The 19,295-nt window shown below is 59.7% G+C and carries 15 protein-coding genes; all 15 read left to right on the top strand.

Features of this window, described 5'->3' with window-relative positions:
• Nucleotide 1 precedes the first annotated feature (1 nt).
• The 15 genes from DWW73_RS04195 to DWW73_RS04265 all read left to right on the top strand — a co-directional run bounded on the left by DWW73_RS04195 (nucleotide 2) and on the right by DWW73_RS04265 (nucleotide 19,254).
• The gene (locus DWW73_RS04195) at nucleotides 2–457 is read left to right on the top strand and encodes a hypothetical protein (RefSeq protein ID WP_117736198.1); all 456 of its coding nucleotides are present in this window, start codon (nucleotides 2–4) and stop codon (nucleotides 455–457) included.
• A gap of 153 nt (nucleotides 458–610) precedes the next feature.
• Nucleotides 611–2,074: an amino acid permease gene (locus DWW73_RS04200; RefSeq protein WP_117736197.1), complete on the top strand. Its 1,464-nt coding sequence runs from the start codon at nucleotides 611–613 to the stop codon at nucleotides 2,072–2,074.
• 421 nt (nucleotides 2,075–2,495) lie between these two features.
• A complete protein-coding gene (locus DWW73_RS04205; protein ID WP_117634215.1) occupies nucleotides 2,496–2,744 on the top strand; it encodes an HPr family phosphocarrier protein in 249 nt (82 codons plus the stop codon).
• Nucleotides 2,745–2,929: 185 nt separating this feature from the next.
• The gene (locus DWW73_RS04210; protein WP_231500839.1) at nucleotides 2,930–3,172 is read left to right on the top strand and encodes a FeoA family protein; all 243 of its coding nucleotides are present in this window, start codon (nucleotides 2,930–2,932) and stop codon (nucleotides 3,170–3,172) included.
• Nucleotides 3,173–3,211: 39 nt separating this feature from the next.
• A complete protein-coding gene (locus tag DWW73_RS04215; RefSeq protein ID WP_006234774.1) occupies nucleotides 3,212–3,433 on the top strand; it encodes a FeoA family protein in 222 nt (73 codons plus the stop codon).
• A gap of 123 nt (nucleotides 3,434–3,556) precedes the next feature.
• Nucleotides 3,557–5,884, top strand: a complete 2,328-nt coding sequence (locus tag DWW73_RS04220) for a ferrous iron transporter B (protein WP_117778837.1) — start codon at nucleotides 3,557–3,559, stop codon at nucleotides 5,882–5,884.
• A 205-nt stretch (nucleotides 5,885–6,089) separates the two neighbouring features.
• Nucleotides 6,090–6,290 carry a hypothetical protein gene (locus tag DWW73_RS04225; RefSeq protein WP_035136858.1) on the top strand — a complete coding sequence of 67 codons (201 nt, stop codon included), beginning with the start codon at nucleotides 6,090–6,092 and terminating at the stop codon, nucleotides 6,288–6,290.
• A 144-nt stretch (nucleotides 6,291–6,434) separates the two neighbouring features.
• Complete coding sequence (locus DWW73_RS04230; RefSeq protein ID WP_117778838.1) at nucleotides 6,435–7,514, top strand: substrate-binding domain-containing protein; 1,080 nt, start codon at nucleotides 6,435–6,437, stop codon at nucleotides 7,512–7,514.
• A 458-nt stretch (nucleotides 7,515–7,972) separates the two neighbouring features.
• Nucleotides 7,973–9,400, top strand: a complete 1,428-nt coding sequence (gene uxaC / locus DWW73_RS04235; RefSeq protein ID WP_117778839.1) for a glucuronate isomerase — start codon at nucleotides 7,973–7,975, stop codon at nucleotides 9,398–9,400.
• Nucleotides 9,401–9,496: 96 nt separating this feature from the next.
• On the top strand, nucleotides 9,497–11,011 hold the full coding sequence (locus DWW73_RS04240) for a tagaturonate reductase (protein WP_117778840.1): 1,515 nt from the start codon (nucleotides 9,497–9,499) through the stop codon (nucleotides 11,009–11,011).
• A gap of 78 nt (nucleotides 11,012–11,089) precedes the next feature.
• Nucleotides 11,090–12,574, top strand: a complete 1,485-nt coding sequence (locus DWW73_RS04245; RefSeq protein ID WP_117778841.1) for a UxaA family hydrolase — start codon at nucleotides 11,090–11,092, stop codon at nucleotides 12,572–12,574.
• Between the two features lie 376 nt (nucleotides 12,575–12,950).
• Entirely contained in the window at nucleotides 12,951–14,510 is a 1,560-nt protein-coding gene (locus DWW73_RS04250; protein ID WP_158563779.1) for an MFS transporter, read from the top strand.
• A gap of 114 nt (nucleotides 14,511–14,624) precedes the next feature.
• On the top strand, nucleotides 14,625–16,220 hold the full coding sequence (locus DWW73_RS04255; protein WP_117778843.1) for a glycoside hydrolase family 28 protein: 1,596 nt from the start codon (nucleotides 14,625–14,627) through the stop codon (nucleotides 16,218–16,220).
• A 131-nt stretch (nucleotides 16,221–16,351) separates the two neighbouring features.
• Nucleotides 16,352–18,517 (top strand): pectinesterase family protein, encoded by a 2,166-nt coding sequence (locus DWW73_RS04260; RefSeq protein ID WP_117778844.1) that lies wholly within the window; start codon nucleotides 16,352–16,354, stop codon nucleotides 18,515–18,517.
• A 68-nt stretch (nucleotides 18,518–18,585) separates the two neighbouring features.
• Complete coding sequence (locus DWW73_RS04265) at nucleotides 18,586–19,254, top strand: SGNH/GDSL hydrolase family protein (protein WP_117778845.1); 669 nt, start codon at nucleotides 18,586–18,588, stop codon at nucleotides 19,252–19,254.
• Nucleotides 19,255–19,295 lie beyond the last annotated feature (41 nt).

The following is a 19,295-nucleotide window of genomic DNA, read 5'->3' on the forward strand; positions in this document are numbered from 1 at the left end:
CATGCATGTCTTTAACTCGCGCGCCGATTTCGACGCTCAGATGAAGTCTGTCAAGAAGTGGATGCGCACCGGCCAGGCGCTCGATGGTGTTGCCGACCTGCAGCATGACGTGGCGTACTCCATCGGCGACTCGTTGGTGTACTGGTGGGTGAACGCCCACGAGGCAGCTACCGCCGATCTGGTCGGTCACCGTCGCTACCATGCCGTGCTCGCCCCGCTCGACGGCGACCTGACCGTCGAGGTGGCTTCCAAGACGGATCTTACCTGCACGCGCGCCTACAGCGATATCGACGATCGCGAGCGCTTTGAGGGTACGGGGGAGACCGTGACGATTCCCGCCGGCGGCGTTGCCGTCGTCGAGATCGACGAGGCCTACCGTGTCGTGGCCGATGCCGCGGATCCCCGCGTCGTGGTACTGCACGTGACGGTTGAAGGTTATTCCTTCCCCAACAAGTAGTATTCGTCCGTTTGGACGTTTGCTTCGCGCCGTTAAGGGGGATGGCTTTGTTGACTCCCTTTTCCCCATTCCCCTTAGCAGGTGCGCCGTCCACGATTGCGCTTGCAGTCCGGACGGTTTTAGATGAGATATAACGGATGATTGGGAGGGCTTATGAGCTCTGAAAAACGAGGAACGATCGGTTCGTTCGCTCTGCTGGGCATGACGGTCGCCGCCGTGTTCGGTATCAAGAACATCATCAACAACAACGCGGCCATCGGCTTGGCAGCTGCGCCGTCGTTCTTCTTCGCCACGCTTTTGTACTTTGTCCCCTATACCCTGGTTACCGCTGAGTTCGTCGGCCTCAACAGGGACTCCGAGTCTGGCGTGTACGCATGGGTTAAGACCTCGATGGGTGGTCGCTGGGCGTTCCTGACGGCATTTAGCTACTGGTTCGTTAACCTGTTCTACTTTGCGTCCGTCCTGCCCAACGTCATCATTTACGCGAGCTACGTGTTCTTTGGTGCCAATGCCGAGCTCTCGCAGCTGTGGATCACCATTATCGAGATCGTCGTCTTTGCTATCGCCACGTGGGTTTCGACCAAGGGCGCTAAGTGGATCGGCTCCATTTCCTCTTTCGGCTCGACCGCGGCTCTCGGCCTGACTGCCGTGTTCATCTTGCTGTCCCTGGCTGCTGCCTTTGGCGGCGTCGAGTTCGCTACGGCTCCTACCCCCGCTAACATGGCTCCCGACATGAGCAACTTCGCAACTATGTGGGGCTTCTTCGGTACGCTTGCCTGGATCATCCAGGGCGTTGGCGGCGCTGAGTCTGTCGGCGTGTTCCTTAACGACCTTAAGGGCGGCGTCAAGGCCTTCGTGCGCACCGTCGTTATCGCCGGCCTGACCATCGGCCTTCTGTACGCAGGCGCTTCGCTGCTGGTCAACCTGTTCATTCCCGAGGGCGGCGTTGCCATCTCCACCGGTATCTTCGACGTATTCGGCGCTGTCTTTGCCCACTTTGGCATTCCCATGGAAGTGTCCACGCGCGTCATTGGCCTGATCCTTCTCGCTGCCACGCTGGGCTCCCTCATGATGTGGACCTCTGCTCCCATCAAGGTCTTCTTCACCGAGATCCCCAAGGGCGTCTTTGGTAGCAAGATCGTCGAGCTCAACGAGCACGGCATTCCCGCCCGCGCCGCTTGGCTGCAGTTCGCCATCGTCGTCCCCATCCTGATCATCCCGGCCTTGGGCTCTGGTAACCTCGACGACCTGCTCATGATCGTCACCAACATGACGGCTGCCACTGCTCTGCTCCCGCCGCTGCTGATCCTGCTTGCCTACTTTATGCTGCGCAAGAACTTCGACGCCGCTCCCCGTGACTTCCGCATGGGCTCGCGCAGCTTTGGTCTGGTCGTTGCCGCATTCCTGCTTGTGGTCTTCTGCTTTGTGCTTGTCTGCGGCACCATCCCGCTCGATCAGCCGCTGTGGCTGACGCTGGTCTACAACGTTGGCGGTGTAGTTGTCTTCCTGGGCCTTGCCGTGATGTGGTACAACCGCTATATCAACCGCCTGCGCGAGACCGATCCCGAGGCCGCCGAGAGCGAGCTGCGCCCCTCCGTCCTCGACATGATGGAGTAGCGGCTAGGATTAATCTACGGCTGTGGAATAAATCGGTTCCCTTTCCTAAGGAGGGGCCTTACGAGGCCCCTCCTTTTGTGTTTTGGGGCATGGTTTTGGACCCCGTGGTCAAAAAATGCCAAATATGAGTACTGTTGCAAAAGAGGTGTCATATTTTTCGGCCTGTTCTGAGCAAAAACGGGCTCAAAATCAATTTATATAACCCCCTTTAAAGGGCGTTTGACGGCTTTCAACCTCTTCGAATCGCTCAAAGGAGGCAATTTGCTCTCGATTTTGCTGCTACTAAATTGGTGACAGTACTCATATTTGCCACTTTTTGCCCACGAGGTGTTCAGAGGAGCTCTCGACAAGCATCTAACGCTACAATAACTACCACGTGGCTGGGTTTGCCGGCCGAATGTGCGATGCCGTGGGAGGGGACATGGTCGAGTTTACAAAGACGATTAAAGATCCGTTGGGACTGCATGCCCGCCCGGTTGCGCTGCTCTATGACATAATTGCCAAGCATCGTAGCAACGTATCAGTCAGCATCGGCGATCGCCATACCGACGGCCGCGATGTAATGGGGCTCATGGCTCTCTACGGCGAGTGCGGCGAGGACATCATCTTCCGCATTTCGGGCGTAGACGAGGCCTCGTGTGTCACGTCGATCAGAAACCTCTCCCTCTAAACGCAACAATGTGACAAAGGGGCTGTCCCCTTGTCACACCTGTTTCATATGGGAAACTTTTTCGAAAACTGAATAGGGACCCTTTCCAAAAAGTTAACCACGTGCTAGTTTACTGTAGCGAACATAGACGTGGTTAACTTTTGCTGCGTCGATGTTGAGGACGAACTGACGTTAGGAGCACACTCATGTCTTGCGGACCGCAGATGCCGGCCATGCCGCTTTCGATGGTGAAAGCGGGCGAAACCGTGCACGTGTCTCGTGTAAAGGGCAATGAGGACATGAAGCACCACCTCAAGGACCTCGGCTTTGTCGAGGGCAGTGAGGTTCACGTGGTGAGCTCGAGTGGTGCCAATATCATCGTCACCGTGCTGGGCGCACGCTTTGGTATCGATACCAAGGTCGCCATGCACATCATGACCGTCGGTTAGTTCGCAGCATTTCATAAAAGCTGAAAGGGGGAAAAGAATATGAAGACGTTGGGTGACGTTAAGGTGGGCGAGAGCTCTACCATCGTCAAGCTTCACGGCGAGGGCGCGCTTCGCCGTCACCTTATGGACCTGGGCCTCATCAAGGGCACTTCGTTCAAGGTCGTTAAGGTTGCACCGCTCGGAGATCCGGTCGAGATCAACGTGCGCGGCTACGAGCTTTCCATCCGCAAGGAGGAGGCTGCCGTCGTCGAGGTCCAGTAAGGGCCCGCGGCAACTATTTATGCAGATAAAGTTAGGTTTTTCTAACTTAAATTTGCAATGTTGAAGCACATTATCCAGCCCGTGCGGAGAAAGCAGCGCGGGCACACAAGGAAGAAGGATTGAATGGCGGATTCTCAGATCCATGTCGCGCTGGCGGGTAACCCCAACTGCGGCAAGACCACGCTTTTCAACCTGATCACCGGCGCCAACGGCTACGTTGGCAACTGGCCCGGCGTCACGGTTGAGAAAAAGGAAGCCAAGCTCCTGAGTGACAAGAACGTCACGATTACGGACCTCCCCGGCATCTACTCGCTTTCCCCCTACAGCCCCGAGGAGCAGTGCTCGCGCGATTACCTCATGAGCGGCGAGCCCGATGTGGTCGTCCAGGTTGTCGACGCGACCAACCTTGAGCGCAATCTGTACCTGGCACTTCAGGTCATCGAGACCGGCCTACCCGTGGTCGTGGCCCTCAACATGGCCGACCTCGTGGAGAAAAACGGCGACAAGATCGACACGGACAAGCTTTCCAAGAAGCTCGGCTGCCCGGTCATGATGATCTCGGCCCTTAAGAACAAGGGTATCAACGAGCTGTTCGAGCAGGTCAAGAAGTCCGCTGCTTCCAAGGGCCAGGTGCCGGAGCACAAGTTCGATTCCTCCATCGAGGACGTTCTGGACCACATCGAGAACAACCTGCCGGCGAGCGTTCCCGCCAACAAGCGTCGCTACTACGCTGTCAAGCTGTTTGAGCGCGACGCGGACGCCTGCAAGCTCATCAACCTCACCAAGGAGAAGGCCGCTCGCGTCGAGCAGCTGGTCGCCCAGTGCGAGCAGGATTGCGACGACGACGCCGAGTCCATCATCACCGGCGAGCGCTATGGCGTGATTGCCCACATTATCGACGAGTGCATGACCAAGGCTCCGGCCAAGATGAGCACCTCCGAGAAGATCGACCGCGTGGTTACCAACCGTATCCTGGGCCTGCCGATCTTTGTGGTCATCATGTTCTGCGTGTACTACATCGCCGTTTCCACCCTGGGCGGCACGGTGACCGACTTCACCAACGACCAGCTCTTCGGCACCGACGGCTGGTACGTGCTCGGTCAGGGTCGCGACGCCTATGACGCAGCTGTTGAGGCTGCGGGCGACAACGCCGACTCGGTCGACCCGGCACAGTACGGCCCCTATGTCCCGGGTATCACCACCGCGGTGCATGACGCTCTCGTGGCGGGCGGTACCGAGGACGGTGGCCTCGTCGATTCGCTGGTCTGCGACGGCATCGTGGCTGGCATCGGCGCCATCATGGGCTTCGTCCCGCAGATGTTCCTGCTCTTTGTGATGCTGTCTTTCTTGGAGGACTGCGGTTACATGGCCCGCGTCGCCTTCATCATGGACCGCGTGTTCCGCCGCTTTGGCCTGTCCGGTAAGTCCTTTATCCCCATGCTCGTGTCCTCGGGCTGCGGCGTCCCCGGCGTCATGGCTACCAAGACCATCGAGAACGAGAAGGACCGCCGCATGACGGTCATGACCACCACGTTCATCCCTTGCGGCGCCAAGCTGCCGATCATCGCCCTGCTTATGGGTTCCATCATTGGCGACTCTTCTACCACCGCTGCGTGGATCAGCCCGCTCTTCTACTTCCTGGGCGTCTTTGCCGTCATTGCCTCGGGCCTCATGCTCAAGAAGACCAAGCTCTTCGCCGGCCGCCCGACGCCGTTTGTTATGGAGCTTCCTGCCTACCACTTCCCGGCGATCCGCTCTTGGGCGCTGCACGTGTGGGAGCGCTGCTTCGCATTTATCAAGAAGGCCGGCACGGTCATCTTTGCGTCCACCGTCGTCGTTTGGTTCCTCTCCAACTTTGGTAGCTACAACGGCGCCTTTGGCTACCTGCCTTCCATGGAGGGCATCCCCGAGGAGTTCATGGATTACTCCGTGCTTGCCATGTTCGGCAACCTGGTCGCTTGGATCTTCGCCCCGCTCGGCTTTAGCACCTGGCAGGCCACCGCACTGACCGTCTCTGGCCTCGTCGCCAAGGAGAACGTTGTCGCCACCGCCGGCTCGCTGCTGTCCGTTGCCGACGCCGGCGAGACCGACCCGAGCCTGTGGACCGCGTTTGCGGCTATGTTCCCGACCATGGGCGCTTGCGTCGCCTTTGGTGCCTTCAACCTGCTGTGCGCTCCGTGCTTTGCCGCTATCGGCACCATCCGTAACCAGATGAACTCCGGTAAGTGGACCGCGATTGCCATCGGCTACGAGTGTGCCTTTGCTTGGGTCATCGGCCTGTTCATCAACCAGTTCTATAACCTGCTTGTTCTTGGGCAGTTTGGTATCTGGACGGTTGTGGCCATCGTGCTGCTGGCTGCGATGCTCTTCCAGATCTTCCGTCCCATGCCCAAGCATGCATGGACCGACGGGGACGAGACCAACACCGCTTCTGCCACGGTTTCCGCTTAAGTCCGAATAAGGATTAGCCCCTTTTCACGAGCCCGGGTGTCCCAGCGACACTCGGGCTTTTTGGTGCAATGGGGGACAGATTGCTTTGCTCCAGAAGTTAAGATGTGACGTTTCCGCAGATAAAACCGACCAAAATAAACCTGTCCCTTTTTGGCAGGTGGAGAATGGGGTAAAGTAAGTGGTGGTTAACTAGAGGAGGCTTTCTATGGCACCTATCGATATTGTTGTACTGGCTGTTATCGGTATTGCGTTTGTCGCCGTGTGCGTGCGCATTTATCGCAAGGGCACCTGCGCCGACTGCGCTCAAGGTGGCGTTTGCACGGGACATTGCTCCAACAAAAAGACTTGCGCCGCACTTAAGGGCGTAGACAAAATTGCCGAAGACTTGGGCCGCGGGATCAAATAAGGCCCGGACATCCAGGCGCCCCGCGAGCATCCGTTCGCGGGGCGCTTTGCACATTTGGCGGCGAGCGCGGCGAGCTGAAGGGTGATTTTGGGGTATCGTTACCTGTACTGTTAATTGGCAACTTATCTATAACGGAGTAACCCCATGAGCGCTCGCGTAACCATGAAGGACATAGCCGCCGAGCTTGGCGTTTCCATCAATACCGTGCATAAGGCCCTGACGGGCAAGGCCGGCGTGAGCGAATCCGTGCGCTCTAAGGTGAATGCCAAGGCCGAGGCCATGGGCTACCATCGCAACACAAGTGCCTCAAGCCTGCGGCGCAAGGATATCAACCTGGTGTTTTGCCTGCCCCGCGCATCGCGCGAGGGGGCGTACTTTTTCCGTTACCTTTGGGAAGGCTGCAACCGCTTTGAGCAGGAGGTCATCGATCAGGGCATTACGGTTGAGCGCGTAGAATTTGGCGTGGGCGGCTACGCCGATGCGCTCGAGCAGATTGATGAGCGTCTGCAGGTAGGCGAGAAGATTGACGGCCTGCTTGCCTATGTTCCGGGCGATGATCGCGCGACCGAACTCTTGAGGCAGATTGCCGAGGCGGGTGTGGCGATTGAGCTCGTCGACGGCGACCGACCGCACCTCGATCGCCTGGGTGCCAGTCTGGCGGACTATTCCGCGGCGGGCAGTCTTATGGCAGAGCAGGCGGCTAACCTGGTCCACGCTTCTGGGGCTGACGCCCGCGTGCTCCTGTTGGCGGGCGATCCTTATACCGATTCACACTATCTGACCGCCCGCGCCTTTCATAATTACCTGCGCGAGCACGATATTCCATGGCGGGTTGAGGACCTTGCCGGTGCCCATGCGCAAGTCAAACAGCTCGAGCGCGAGCTTGAGCAGCGCTTGAGTGCGCCGGATGCTCCCGAGCTCATCTGTAGCGTTTTTGCCGTTGGTTCCGAGGTGGTCGCCGACGCGCTTGTTTCAAGCGGCAAGGCCGGCAAGGTCATGGTAATCGGCAACGACCTGTTCCCCGAGAGCGCCTTGGCCTTGCGCCGTGGCATCTTTACCAATATTGTCTATAAGGACCCGGTGAGCTTGGCCTACCGTGGCGCCAAGACTTTGGGCGAGTATTTGCTGTGGGGTAAAACTCCGGCGGAGCCCGTGCAGAAGGGTGCTGTGGAGATGGTGTTTGCCAGCAACGTCGACCGCTACTGCGAGCTTGCGGGAATTTAGCCGTTTGGTCAGGTACCCCCTCTTGCGACGTGCATTTTTTGGAGTATTCAGCAATGGCGTGTCCCGAAAGGGGCTAGGACGACTGTTTTAAGTGCCCCCGATGGCGTAATTCGCCATCGGGGGCACTTATTTATGCCGATTGGGCGCAATATGAGCATCAAATAGGGCTTCGAAGACGGTGCGCGGTGCGCTCCGATGCTGAATACTCCCAAAAATGCACGACGGAACATGACCCACCTGGTCAAAGCACTCAAGTTCGGTATTCGGGGCGCCTGCCAATTCGCAATACATGCAAGTCACGGCTCCAGTAACCGTTGAACGGGCAAAATCGACCGTTCACCCCATGGTGGTTAGGTGAACGTTCACCTTTTAAGTCGCAATGAATTAGTATAGTGAACGTTCACCTAGAGGATAACGAGCGCATCGTGCGCCCGCTCCGCCAACAAAGGGGTTGTTTGATGAAAAACTTCATGGACGATCAGGATTTCCTGCTGAGCACTAAAACCGGCGAGGAACTGTTCCACAACTTTGCCGAGGGTATGCCTATCGTTGACTACCACTGCCACATTTCTCCCAAGGAGATCTGGGACGACAAGCGTTTTGAGAACATCACCGAGGTTTGGCTGGGCGGCGACCACTACAAGTGGCGCCTAATGCGTGCCAACGGCGTCGACGAGCGCTTCATTACCGGCGATGCCCCTGCTCGCGAGAAGTTCCAGAAGTGGGCCGAGACCCTGGGCCGCTGCGTGGGCAACCCCGTCTTTGAGTGGAGCCACCTGGAGCTTAAGCGTTACTTTGGCTACGAGGGCGTCCTGAACGGCAAAACCGCTCAGGAGGTCTGGGACCTTGCCAACGCCAAGCTCGCCGAGGCCAGCTTTACCTGCCGCAACCTCATCAAGCAGTCCAACGTCCGCATGATCTGCACTACCGACGACCCCGCCGACAGCTTTGAGTGGCACAAGAAGATTGCCGCCGACGACAGTTTTGACGTTCAGGTCGTTCCCGCCATGCGCCCCGATGCCGCCCTGCGCATCGAGCGTGGCCAGGAGTTCGCCGACTACTGCAAGCATCTCTCCGAGGTTGCTGGCGTTGAGATCAGCGACTTCGAGGGCATGAAGGCTGCCATCTCCAAGCGCTACGACGTTGCCCACGAGCTGGGCTGCCGCGCTTCCGACCACGCGCTCGACTACGTTATGTACGTTCCGGCTACCGCCGACGAAATCGAGACTATCTTTGCCAAGGGCCTTGCCGCCGAGCCGCTTACCGAGGACGAGGTCCTCAAGTACAAGACGGCCTTTATGCAGTTCGTCGCCGGCGAGTATGTCCGCCTTGGCTGGGCCATGCAGCTGCACTTTGGCTGCAAGCGTGACAACAACCGCGCTATGTTCGCCAAGCTCGGTCCCGACACCGGCTACGACTGTATCTCCAACTACACGCCGTCCGACCAGCTGGCCGATTTCCTCAACTCCATCCAGGAGTCCACGGGTCTGCCCAAGACCATCCTGTACAGCCTGAACCCCATCGACAACACCATGATCGATACCGTGATGGGCTGCTTCCAGGAGGCTCCGACCGCCGGCAAGATCCAGAACGGCTCTGCCTGGTGGTTCAACGACAACGAGGTCGGTATGCGCGAGCAGCTCACGGCGCTGGCTAACGAGGGCGTGCTGGGCAACTTTGTGGGCATGCTTACCGATTCCCGCTCCTTCCTGTCCTACCCGCGTCACGAGTACTTCCGTCGCGTGCTGTGCGGCGTGATCGGTGAGTGGGTCGAGCAGGGCAAGTACCCCGCCGACATGGAGCTGCTGGGAGCCATTGTGCGCGACATCAGCTACAACAACGCGGTCCGCTACTTTGGCTTTGACCTGGATACCGTCGAGGCCTAAACCCGCATCGAATCACACCGAACTCGGGAGCGCCGTTGCCACACGCGACGCTCCCGTTTTGCCTGCACGCTAACAGCAATCTAAGGAGAGACATCGATGGAGAACATCAGCTACGAGACGCTCGAGAAGATCGGCTACAAGGGCTACCTGCTGTCCAAGGACGCGTCCGAGAAGGTTCTGCAGTTTGGCGAGGGCAATTTCCTGCGCGCCTTCGTCGACCGCTTCTTTGACATGGGCAACGAGGCAACCGGCTGGAACGGCAAGGTTGTCATGGTGCAGCCCATCAGTGGCGCCTTTGGCTTTGCCGACGGCATCAATGCCCAGGACGACCTGTACACCGTGCTGGTGCGCGGTAAGGAGAACGGCAACACGGTTGACGAGTCCCGTGTGATCAGCGCTTGCAGCCGCTGCCTCAATCCGTACCGCGAGGCGGACTACCGCGCCATGATGGAGGTTGCCGTCTCCGACGACCTAGAGATTATCGTCTCCAACACCACCGAGGCTGGCATTGCCTACGATCCGTCCTGCAAGGCCGACGATATGCCGCCCGCGAGCTTCCCCGCCAAGCTTGTCCAGGTCCTTCACACCCGCTGGGCTGCCGGCAAGCCGGGCGTCATCGTGCTCGCCTGCGAGCTCATCGACCATAATGGCGAGGAGCTGCTGCGCATCATGAACCAGTACGTAAGCGATTGGGGCTGGGAGGACGAGTTCTCGCAGTGGATGGCCAACGACTGCACCGTCTGCACCACGCTCGTCGACACTATCGTCCCCGGCCGCATCCGCGACCCCAAGGAGGCCGCTGCCGTGGCCGAGCGCCTGGGCTACGAGGATCCCTTCCTGGCCGTGCGCGAGCCCTTCCAGATGTGGGGTATCCAGGGCGATGAGTCGCTCAAGGAGCGTCTGCCCTTCATGAAGGCCGGCCTGCCGGGTGTCTTTGTTACCCCCGATGTCACCCCGTACAAGAAGCGCAAGGTCCGCATCCTCAACGGTGCCCATACCGCCTTTGTCCCGGGTTCCTGGGTTGCCGGCTTTGACATCGTGCGCGATTGCATGCACGACGAGACCGTTCGCGGCTTCATGAACACCATGCTCTACGACGAGGTCATCCCGACGCTTGCCGCCGACCTGGACGTCGAGGACTGCAGGGCCTTTGCCGCCGCCGTCGAGAACCGCTTCGACAACCCGTTTATCGACCACGCGCTGCTCTCCATTTGCCTCAACTCCACCGCTAAGTGGCGTGCCCGCGACCTGCCTACGCTCAAGGACTATGTTGCCGAGACCGGCAACCTGCCCAAGTGCCTGGCGACGAGCCTCGCTACGCTCATTGCCTTCTATACTCAGGAGCTCGTTGCTCGTGAGGGCGATGGCCTGCACCTGCGACGCGCCGACGGCACCGAGTACACCGCTCAGGACGATGCCTTCGTGCTCGATTTCTACGCCGCCCACGCCGGTGCAGACGATGCCGAGCTGGTGCACGACGTGCTCACCAATGAGCAAATGTGGGGCGAAGACCTTACGCAGATCGCCGGTCTTGAGGGGTTCGTCGTCAACGCGCTTGCCGTCGTGCGCGTCGAGGGCGCCAAACAGGCCTTCGCCAACGCCCAGGCCTAAATCCTTCTGTGCGCCCGCCGGGCAACTGGCGGGCGCCCGCTGACTTCTGCTCAACCTGTAGGGTTAGGACCATTTGTAATGAACACTATCCAGATCAATCCGGCCGACAACGTGATCGTTGCGCTGTCGCCGCTTGCCAAGGGCACCGCCGTCGCGGTTCCCGGGGTGGGCGAGGTCGTGGCCGCGGAGGATATTCCGCAGGGCCACAAGATGGCCGTGCGCGCCATTGCGGCGGGGGAGGACGTCGTCAAGTACGGTCTTCCTATCGGCCACGTGACGGGCGACATCCAGCCCGGTCAGTGGCTTCATACGCATAACGTCAAGACCAACCTTTCGGGCGAGGTCGAGTACACTTACAACCCGACGCATCCGGTCGTTGAGCCGGTTGAGCCCGAGACCTTTATGGGCTTCCGCCGCGCCGACGGCCGCGCCGCGACGCGCAACGAGCTGTGGATCATCCCCACGGTCGGCTGCGTCAACGAGGTCGCACGTGCCATGTGCGAGCAGGCTCAGGATCTGGTCGAGGGCTCGCTGGAGGGCGTTTACTACTTCCCGCATCCCTTTGGCTGCTCGCAGACCGGTGCCGACCATGCCCAGACGCGCCGTCTGCTGGTGGCGCTCTCGCGTCACGCAAACGCTGCGGGTGTGCTGTTCCTGTCCCTCGGTTGCGAAAACTGCACGCACCAGCAGGTACTCGACGAGCTCGGTGACTTCGATCGCGAGCGCGTTCGATTCCTCGCCTGCCAGGATGTAGCCGACGAGCAGGTCGAGGGTCACAAGATCCTGTCCGAGCTTGCCGACCTGGCCAAGCAGGCCAAGCGTGAGCCCATTCCTGCCTCCGAGCTGGTCATTGGCCTTAAGTGCGGCGGCTCTGACGGTCTTTCGGGCATTACCGCCAACCCCACGATCGGTCGCGTGAGCGATATGGTTGTCGCCCGCGGCGGCACGTCGGTGCTCACCGAGGTTCCCGAGATGTTTGGCGCGGAGAGCATTCTGCTCGATCGCTGTGAGGACGAGCGGGTCTTCAACGCTGCCTCTGACATGCTCAACGGCTTTAAGGACTACTTTATCAGCCATGGTGAGGTGGTCTACGAGAACCCGAGCCCCGGCAACAAGGACGGCGGCATTACCACGCTCGAGGACAAGAGCTGCGGCTGCGTGCAAAAGGGCGGATCTGCCCCCATCGTCGACGTACTGCCGTATGCCGGTCAGGCTACCAAGCATGGCCTGAACATGCTGTGCGGTCCGGGCAACGACATGGTATCCACCACGGCCCTGACGGCTGCCGGCTGCCACGTAATCCTGTTCTCGACCGGCCGCGGCACGCCGTTTGGCGCACCGGCGCCTACCCTCAAGGTGTTCACCAACCAGCGTCTGTGCGACCACAAGGCCAACTGGATGGACTTTAACGCCGGCGTGGTCGCCACGGGCGGGCGTACGCTCGACGAGGCTGCCCACGACCTGTACCAGCTGGTGCTAGAGACGGCGAGCGGCAAGCTTACGAGTGCCGAGCGTCGCGGCTGCCACGAGATCAGCATTTGGAAGGACGGCGTCTGCCTGTAGCGGCAAATGGATTCGCATAGGCCACTGTTGACCATGGCCCCGTCGGGAGTGTTCCCGGCGGGGCCATGTTTGTTTCGTCTGTTCAAGCCTGTCTTCCTGGGGGGGGGCACGGAAGCCGCAAAACAATAAACGTTCACCTAATCGACCTCAAATTTAAACCCATTCAATACCCATGTAATCGTGATTTTTTTCAAGTCAGATGTCCGTTTAACGGCAAAAAACGACCGTTCAAGGATAATATACAAGTGAACGTTCACCTTTCATAAGCAATCGCGCATAATCTAGCTAAACGTTCACCCTGAACGGCATGCAGACAGACATCGGTATGGACTCCAATGTCTTGTTACAAGACAATCGAGAAAAGAGAGGGAGCTCGATGACTAACAAGATCGGTAAAAAGCGCAAGATCACATTCTGGACGCGCTTGGGCTTTGGTATGGGCGGCATGCTCAACTCCGGTGCCCTGAGCTTTACGCACAGCTACATGGTGCTGTTCCTGTCCACGGAGTGCGGTCTGTCCGCAGGCGAGGCTGCGCTGATCAGCTCGTTCGCCATCTATCTCAACGCCATTCTGTGCCCGCTCATGGGCTTTGTGGCCGATAACTTCTACGCTACCAAGATCGGCCGCATCTTTGGCCGCCGCCGTTTCTGGATCTTGCTGGCTATCCCGATGATGGTCGCCGAGCCGCTCATCTTTGTGGCTACGCCGTTTGGTTTCCCGTACTACTTTGTGTTGTACCTGATCTACAACGTCGCGTACACGTTCTGCACCGCCAACCTGTCGCCGCTTACCATCGAGATGACCGATGACTTCAAGGAGCGTACGTACCTCACCGGCTACAAGCACCTCTTTGGTAACGCCGCCGGCTTCCTGATGGCAGCACTCGTCGGCTTTGGCTTTGGCACCTTCGGCGAGACCAACCCGTTCAGCTACTTCATTATTGCTACGATTAACGCTTCGGTCATGGCAATCTCGCTGCTGTGCGTGTACCTGTCCACGTGGGAGCACACCCCCGAGGAGGTCGCTCAGGAGAAGATCGAGAGCGTCGGCGAGGGTATCAAGAAGTTTTTCATCGACGTTATCTCTACCTTCCGCAACAAGTCCTTCCGCAAGGTCCTGTATGCGCAGGTCTCCACGAAGCTCGCCGCTGCCTGCTGGTCTGCGTGCCTGTCCTTCTTCATCGTCTACTGTCTGCAGATTCCTAAGTCCTACGAGTCCGTGATGGAGATGCCCGGCAAGGTCGTCGCTATCGTCTGCACCGCCATCTGGGTCGCCCTCATGGCCAAGAAGGGCTTCCACAAGTCTTGGTACCTGGCAAACGTCGGTTGCGCCGCGTGCATCATCGCCTACAACTACTTCGCCTTTGGTCAGATCAACGGCACCTCCACGATCGCCATCGCCATGATCGCCTACCCCATCATCTTCGCCATCTGGAAGTTCTTCTACGTTGGCTTCCAGTATCTGCCCGATGTTCTGCTCAACTACATCCCCGATGTCGATGAGCTCATCACCCTGCGTCGTCGCGAGGGCATCTACAGCTCCGCACAGCAGCTCTGCCAGCAGATCGCCCAGGCTGTTGCCGTCAACGTATGGGCTATCGTCCTTGCTGCCTCCGGCTTCATTCAGACCGCCGGCAACAGCGACGCCGTGACCCAGCCCGCCACCGTGCCTCTGTACATCTGCGGCTACATGCTCATCGGCTGCGCCGGCTTCTTCCTGCTCGCGGCCGTCCTTGCCCGCGGCATCAAGATTGACAAGGAGCAGTGCGACATCCTTTGCGACGAGATCCACCGTGTCAAGGAGGGTGGCAAGATGGCCGACGTCAAGCCCGAGGTCAAGGCGCTTTGCGAGGAGCTCTCCGGCTTTAAGTACGAGGACTGCTTTGCCCACAACAATGTTGGCTTCCAGGACGGCAGCGTAATTCCCGCCGAGTAGGGCCAACGCATTGTCCAAACCAAAGGGCCGTGCCACCGGAGATCCACCGGCGGGTACGGCCCTTTTTTAAAAACGAGTAGTATGAACTTCTGATTACATTTGAGGGAGAGACCCATGGAGACGAACGTTATCTGGCGCAATGCCCGCGCGGCCGTTATCGAGCTCGACGATGGCGGCTACTTTACCTGTGCCGATACGTGGGAGATCTTTGTCAACGATGAGCCCGCCGGTACCACGAATACGGTCGAGACCTATGTCGATGGCCTGACTCCCGGCAAGCGCAACCTGATCCGCTTTGTCTGCGGCGAGCGCGAGTTGAGCGTAGGCGTCACCACGCCGGCGGAGCCCTTTACCATCAACGTTCGCGACTGCGGAGCCAAGGGCGATGCCGAGCACGATGACACCACCAACATTCAGGCTGCCATCATGGCCTGCCCCAAGGGCGGGCGCGTGCTGATCCCCGCCGGCAACTACCGCATCAAGTCCCTCTTCCTTAAGAGCAATATCAACATCGAGCTTGCCGAGGGCGCGGTGCTGCTGGCCCGCCACGACCGCGCCGCGCTTGCCTACATTCCGGGCACGGTCACGGGTGACGAGGGGGCTGGGTACGCCGGCACCGATATGCTGCCCCTGGGCCGTTGGGAGGGCGAGAGCTTCTCGACCTACTGTTCGACCTTTACGGGCCTGAGCGTGCACGACGTGTGCATCTATGGCCGCGGCGCCATCGACGGCCAGACCGATTTTGCCGAGGACAACTGGTGGAACAAGGACTTTAAGAACATCTTCCGTCCCGAGGAGGGCCGCGAGATCGCCCGCCCGCGCATGATCTTCCTGTCCGAGTGCGAAAACGTGAGTCTTGCCGGCTTTACCGTGCGCAACAGCCCGGCGTGGAATATCCATCCCATTCTGTGCGAGCACGTCGATGCCCTGTGCCTGTCCATCGAGGGTCCCAAGAACTCCCACAACACCGACGGTTTCGATCCCGAGAGCTGCGGTTTTGTCCGCATCCTTGGCTGTCAGTTCTCGGTGGGCGACGACTGCATCGCCATCAAGAGCGGCAAACTGGGCATTGAACCCGAGCTCCGTCCCGCCACGCACGACGTGCTGATCTCGCACTGCTACATGCACGACGGCCACGGCGCTGTGGTGCTGGGATCCGAGGCCGCCGGCGGCATCAAGGACCTCACCGTGAGCAAGTGTCTCTTTGAGCGCACCGACCGCGGCCTGCGCGTCAAGACACGCCGCGGACGCGGCAAGGACGCCGTCAACGAGGGCATCACCTTCGAGCACATTCGCATGGATAAGGTGCTCACGCCCTTCGTGGTCAACTCGTTCTACTTCTGCGACAAGGACGGCAAGACCGACTACGTGCAGTCTCGCGAGGCGCTGCCCGTCGACGACCGTACGCCCGGCTTTGGCGCCACGACGTTTTGCGATATCGAGGCCACCAACTGCCATGCGGCCGCGGCCTATATCACGGGCCTTCCCGAGAGCAAGGTGACGCGCCTGACGTTCCAGGATGTCCATGTGACCTTTGCCGCCGATGCCGAGCCCTTTGTGCCGGCCATGGCCTGCGGCGTGGAGCCCATGGTGCGCCAGGGCATCATCGCGCAGAACGTGAAAGTCCTCGACCTGCAGAACGTGCGCATCGAGGGTCAGGATGGCGACGAGCTGCAGCTGCAAAACGTCGACAAGGTTATCCGCGCGTAGGGTAGTGCTCCTGCACAAGTGAATACGGCATGTTGAGGCGTGCGACGGTCGGGTCTGCCCGGCTGTCGCACGCAATCTATAGGTGCCGGCATTGCATGGTGGGTGTTCTGTGACAGAAAGCGTAATGACAGATGAGTGGTAAAGAGCAGCTCTTTGAGGTATCGCTCGAACGCGAAGGCGCGTATCGCAGCATTTCGGCGGCGCTCGAGGCGGCGGAGCGGTGCGTGTCCGATACGACCGTGCCGGTGCGTGTGCTGGTGGCGCCGGGCGAGTATCGCGAGCAGGTCGAAATTCGTCGTCCGCATGTGACGCTCGAGGGCGAGACGGCCGACAGCGTGCGTATCGTGGGAGGCCTGGGTGCCAAGATGCCTTCGGAAGATGGTAGCGGCCAGGATGGAAGACTCGGCACCTTCCGTACGTACACGGTGCTGGTCGATGCCGACGACGTGACGCTTGCGGGTCTAACAATCGAAAACAACGCCGGTGATGGGCGCGAGGTCGGCCAGGCGATTGCCCTGTATGCCGATGGTGACCGCCTGGTTGTCGATGCCTGCTGCATTAAGGGACACCAGGACACGCTCTTTTTGGGGCCGCTGCCGCCGCGCGAGGCCAAGCCGGGCGGCTTTATAGGCCCCAAGCAGTTCGCCCCGCGCCGCGTGGGGCGGCAGTATTTTCGACGTTGCCGGATCGAGGGCGATGTCGACTTTATCTTTGGCGGCGCGCGTGCCTACTTTGAGGGGTGTGAGATTCGCTCGCTCAACCGCGATATGGATGTCAACGGGTATGTAACGGCAGCCTCCACGCCCCAGGGCGAGCCGTACGGATTTGTGTTTCATGGCTGTTCGTTTACAGCCGATGAGGGCATTGCCCCCGGATCGGTCTATCTGGGTCGTCCATGGCGCGAGTGGGCCCAGACCGTTTTGCTCGAATGCTGGCTGGGCCCCCATATTTCACTCGAGGGTTGGTGGGATTGGAATAAGCCAGCGGCACATGACGGCACCCTGTATGCCGGCGGTGCCCTGTTTGGCCCGGCGGGTGATACTGCCGCTTGGGTGCCGTGGGCGCATTGCCTGACCGGTCAGGATTCCGAACGCTATGCGCGTGACCGAGTGCTTGCCGGCACGGATGGTTGGGATCCCGAGGGCGGCGACGGTGATGCGGTAGAGACGGCCGGGCTATCTGCCAATGGCCGCACCGTGCACATCGAGACGTACTACGAGGACGAACCTGCGCTGCGCGCCCGACTGAAGCGCGAGGGGCGCTCGGCCGCATTTACGGGCAAGACTCCCACAGACTTTGAGGCATGGAAGGCTGCGACCAGGACTCGTCTGTACGATATTTTGGGTCTTTCGCTTATGGACCGCGCCCCGATTGAGATTCGTGAGCTCAATCGCGTGCGGGTTGCCGGCAGCATCGTGCGTACTCATGCGGTGCTGCAGGTTGAGCACGATGTGTGGATGCCGTTTTACCTGTTGGAGCCGTCCCGCCCCAAGCTTGACGAGCGGGGACTCAAGCGCTGCTATATCTGCCCGCATGGTCACCAGGGGGCGGGTGCTGCAAGCATAGCCGGCGTTGCGGGCGTGCCGGCGGTCGACGATGCCGTGCGTAAGTTCAATTACGACTACGGTCTGCGTTTGGCGCGCATGGGTTATGTGACCGTCTGCCCCGATGCGCGTGGTTGGGGATACCGTCGTGACTGGAAGGGTCAGGGCGACGACGAGAACAGCTACCTGCGCGGTACGTGTCTGAATCAAGCACGTATGGCCGAGCCGCTGGGTCTTACGGTCGCGGGCCTCAACGCCTGGGACAACATGCGCTTGATTGATTACTTGGAGACACGCGGTGACATTGCCATGGACGACCTGGGCTGCTTTGGTTTTTCGGGCGGCGGTTACATGACGTTGTACCTGTCCGCGCTCGACCCGCGCGTGCGCAAGGCGTTTGTCTCGGGCTATCTGTACGGCGTTGATGATTCGCTACTGCACCTCAACGGCAATTGCAGCTGCAATTACACGCCTGGACTCTGGCGTCTGCTCGACATGGGCGACATTGCATCGCTTGTCGCGCCACGGCCGCTCTTGGTTCAGAGCTGCGAGAAAGACCATCTCAACGGCGCCCGCGGGCTTGCGAACGTAGACGAGCAGCTCGATATCGTTCGCGACGCCTACGCGCTGCTGGGCAAGGACGAAAACCTTCTGCACGAGGTCTGCCCGGGTGGACACCACCTGGGCGTGGCGCATCTTGCCGAGGATATCGAATGGCTCGATTCGCAAGTTGCGGAATACGCCCACGCATAGCCCCTCGGATGTTGTGAATGAACGGTATGTACCTGTATGACCGCCGGTGTGCGGGTGAGGAGAAGAATATGGAAACGAAAAACTTGAGCGAATCGACCGTCTGCTGCTTTGGCGATTCGACCACCTGGGGCGATAACGGATGCGGCGGGGGAGGCAACGACATCTCTTGGACCTCGCACCTGGGTGCGCTGCTGGGCGGCGCTACGATCGAGAACTTTGGTATTAAGGGTTCGCGTATTGCCGTCAAGGCCGACCGTAGCGATTCGTTTGTTGAGCGCTTGGACGGCATCGATCACACGGCAGATATCTGCATCGTCTTTGGCGGCGTTAACGACTTTAGCCGTAACGTGCCGCTGGGAGAGCTGGGCAGCACGGACGTGCACGAGTTCTACGGTGCGCTCGACTACCTGATCCGCACCATCACGGCGCGCTCGCCTCAGGCAAAGCTGATGTTTATGACGCCGTGCAAGACGAGCGGCAAACACGAGAAGGATATTCCGGCAAGCAACGAGGCCAACCATCTGGGCCTGACGCAAGACGCCTATGTGCGCGCGATGCTGGAGGTCTGCGATCGCTACTCGGTGCCGGTGATCGACCTGTATGCGCAAAGCGGCATCAGCCCGTTTTTGCCGGAGCACCGCGAGCTCTACATGCCGGACGGTCTGCATTACAGCCCTGCCGGCTATGAGCGCCTGGCGCATCGCATCGCTGCGGGCCTCACCGCCGTTTGCCGTTAAAAGTTTGCCGTTCACGGGGATTATAGGGTTAACGTTCACCC

Origin of the sequence: Collinsella sp. AF16-8, from assembly GCF_003462695.1 — a bacterium.
Lineage (GTDB): Bacteria > Actinomycetota > Coriobacteriia > Coriobacteriales > Coriobacteriaceae > Collinsella.

Coding starts and splice junctions, on each gene's coding strand:
- DWW73_RS04205 (WP_117634215.1), top strand. CDS start 2,496: ATGGTCGAGTTTACAAAGACGATTAAAGATCCGTTGGGACTGCATGCC.
- uxaC (WP_117778839.1), top strand. CDS start 7,973: ATGAAAAACTTCATGGACGATCAGGATTTCCTGCTGAGCACTAAAACC.
- DWW73_RS04215 (WP_006234774.1), top strand. CDS start 3,212: ATGAAGACGTTGGGTGACGTTAAGGTGGGCGAGAGCTCTACCATCGTC.
- DWW73_RS04230 (WP_117778838.1), top strand. CDS start 6,435: ATGAGCGCTCGCGTAACCATGAAGGACATAGCCGCCGAGCTTGGCGTT.
- DWW73_RS04240 (WP_117778840.1), top strand. CDS start 9,497: ATGGAGAACATCAGCTACGAGACGCTCGAGAAGATCGGCTACAAGGGC.
- DWW73_RS04225 (WP_035136858.1), top strand. CDS start 6,090: ATGGCACCTATCGATATTGTTGTACTGGCTGTTATCGGTATTGCGTTT.
- DWW73_RS04210 (WP_231500839.1), top strand. CDS start 2,930: ATGTCTTGCGGACCGCAGATGCCGGCCATGCCGCTTTCGATGGTGAAA.
- DWW73_RS04265 (WP_117778845.1), top strand. CDS start 18,586: ATGGAAACGAAAAACTTGAGCGAATCGACCGTCTGCTGCTTTGGCGAT.
- DWW73_RS04220 (WP_117778837.1), top strand. CDS start 3,557: ATGGCGGATTCTCAGATCCATGTCGCGCTGGCGGGTAACCCCAACTGC.
- DWW73_RS04195 (WP_117736198.1), top strand. CDS start 2: ATGCATGTCTTTAACTCGCGCGCCGATTTCGACGCTCAGATGAAGTCT.
- DWW73_RS04250 (WP_158563779.1), top strand. CDS start 12,951: ATGACTAACAAGATCGGTAAAAAGCGCAAGATCACATTCTGGACGCGC.
- DWW73_RS04255 (WP_117778843.1), top strand. CDS start 14,625: ATGGAGACGAACGTTATCTGGCGCAATGCCCGCGCGGCCGTTATCGAG.
- DWW73_RS04260 (WP_117778844.1), top strand. CDS start 16,352: ATGAGTGGTAAAGAGCAGCTCTTTGAGGTATCGCTCGAACGCGAAGGC.
- DWW73_RS04245 (WP_117778841.1), top strand. CDS start 11,090: ATGAACACTATCCAGATCAATCCGGCCGACAACGTGATCGTTGCGCTG.
- DWW73_RS04200 (WP_117736197.1), top strand. CDS start 611: ATGAGCTCTGAAAAACGAGGAACGATCGGTTCGTTCGCTCTGCTGGGC.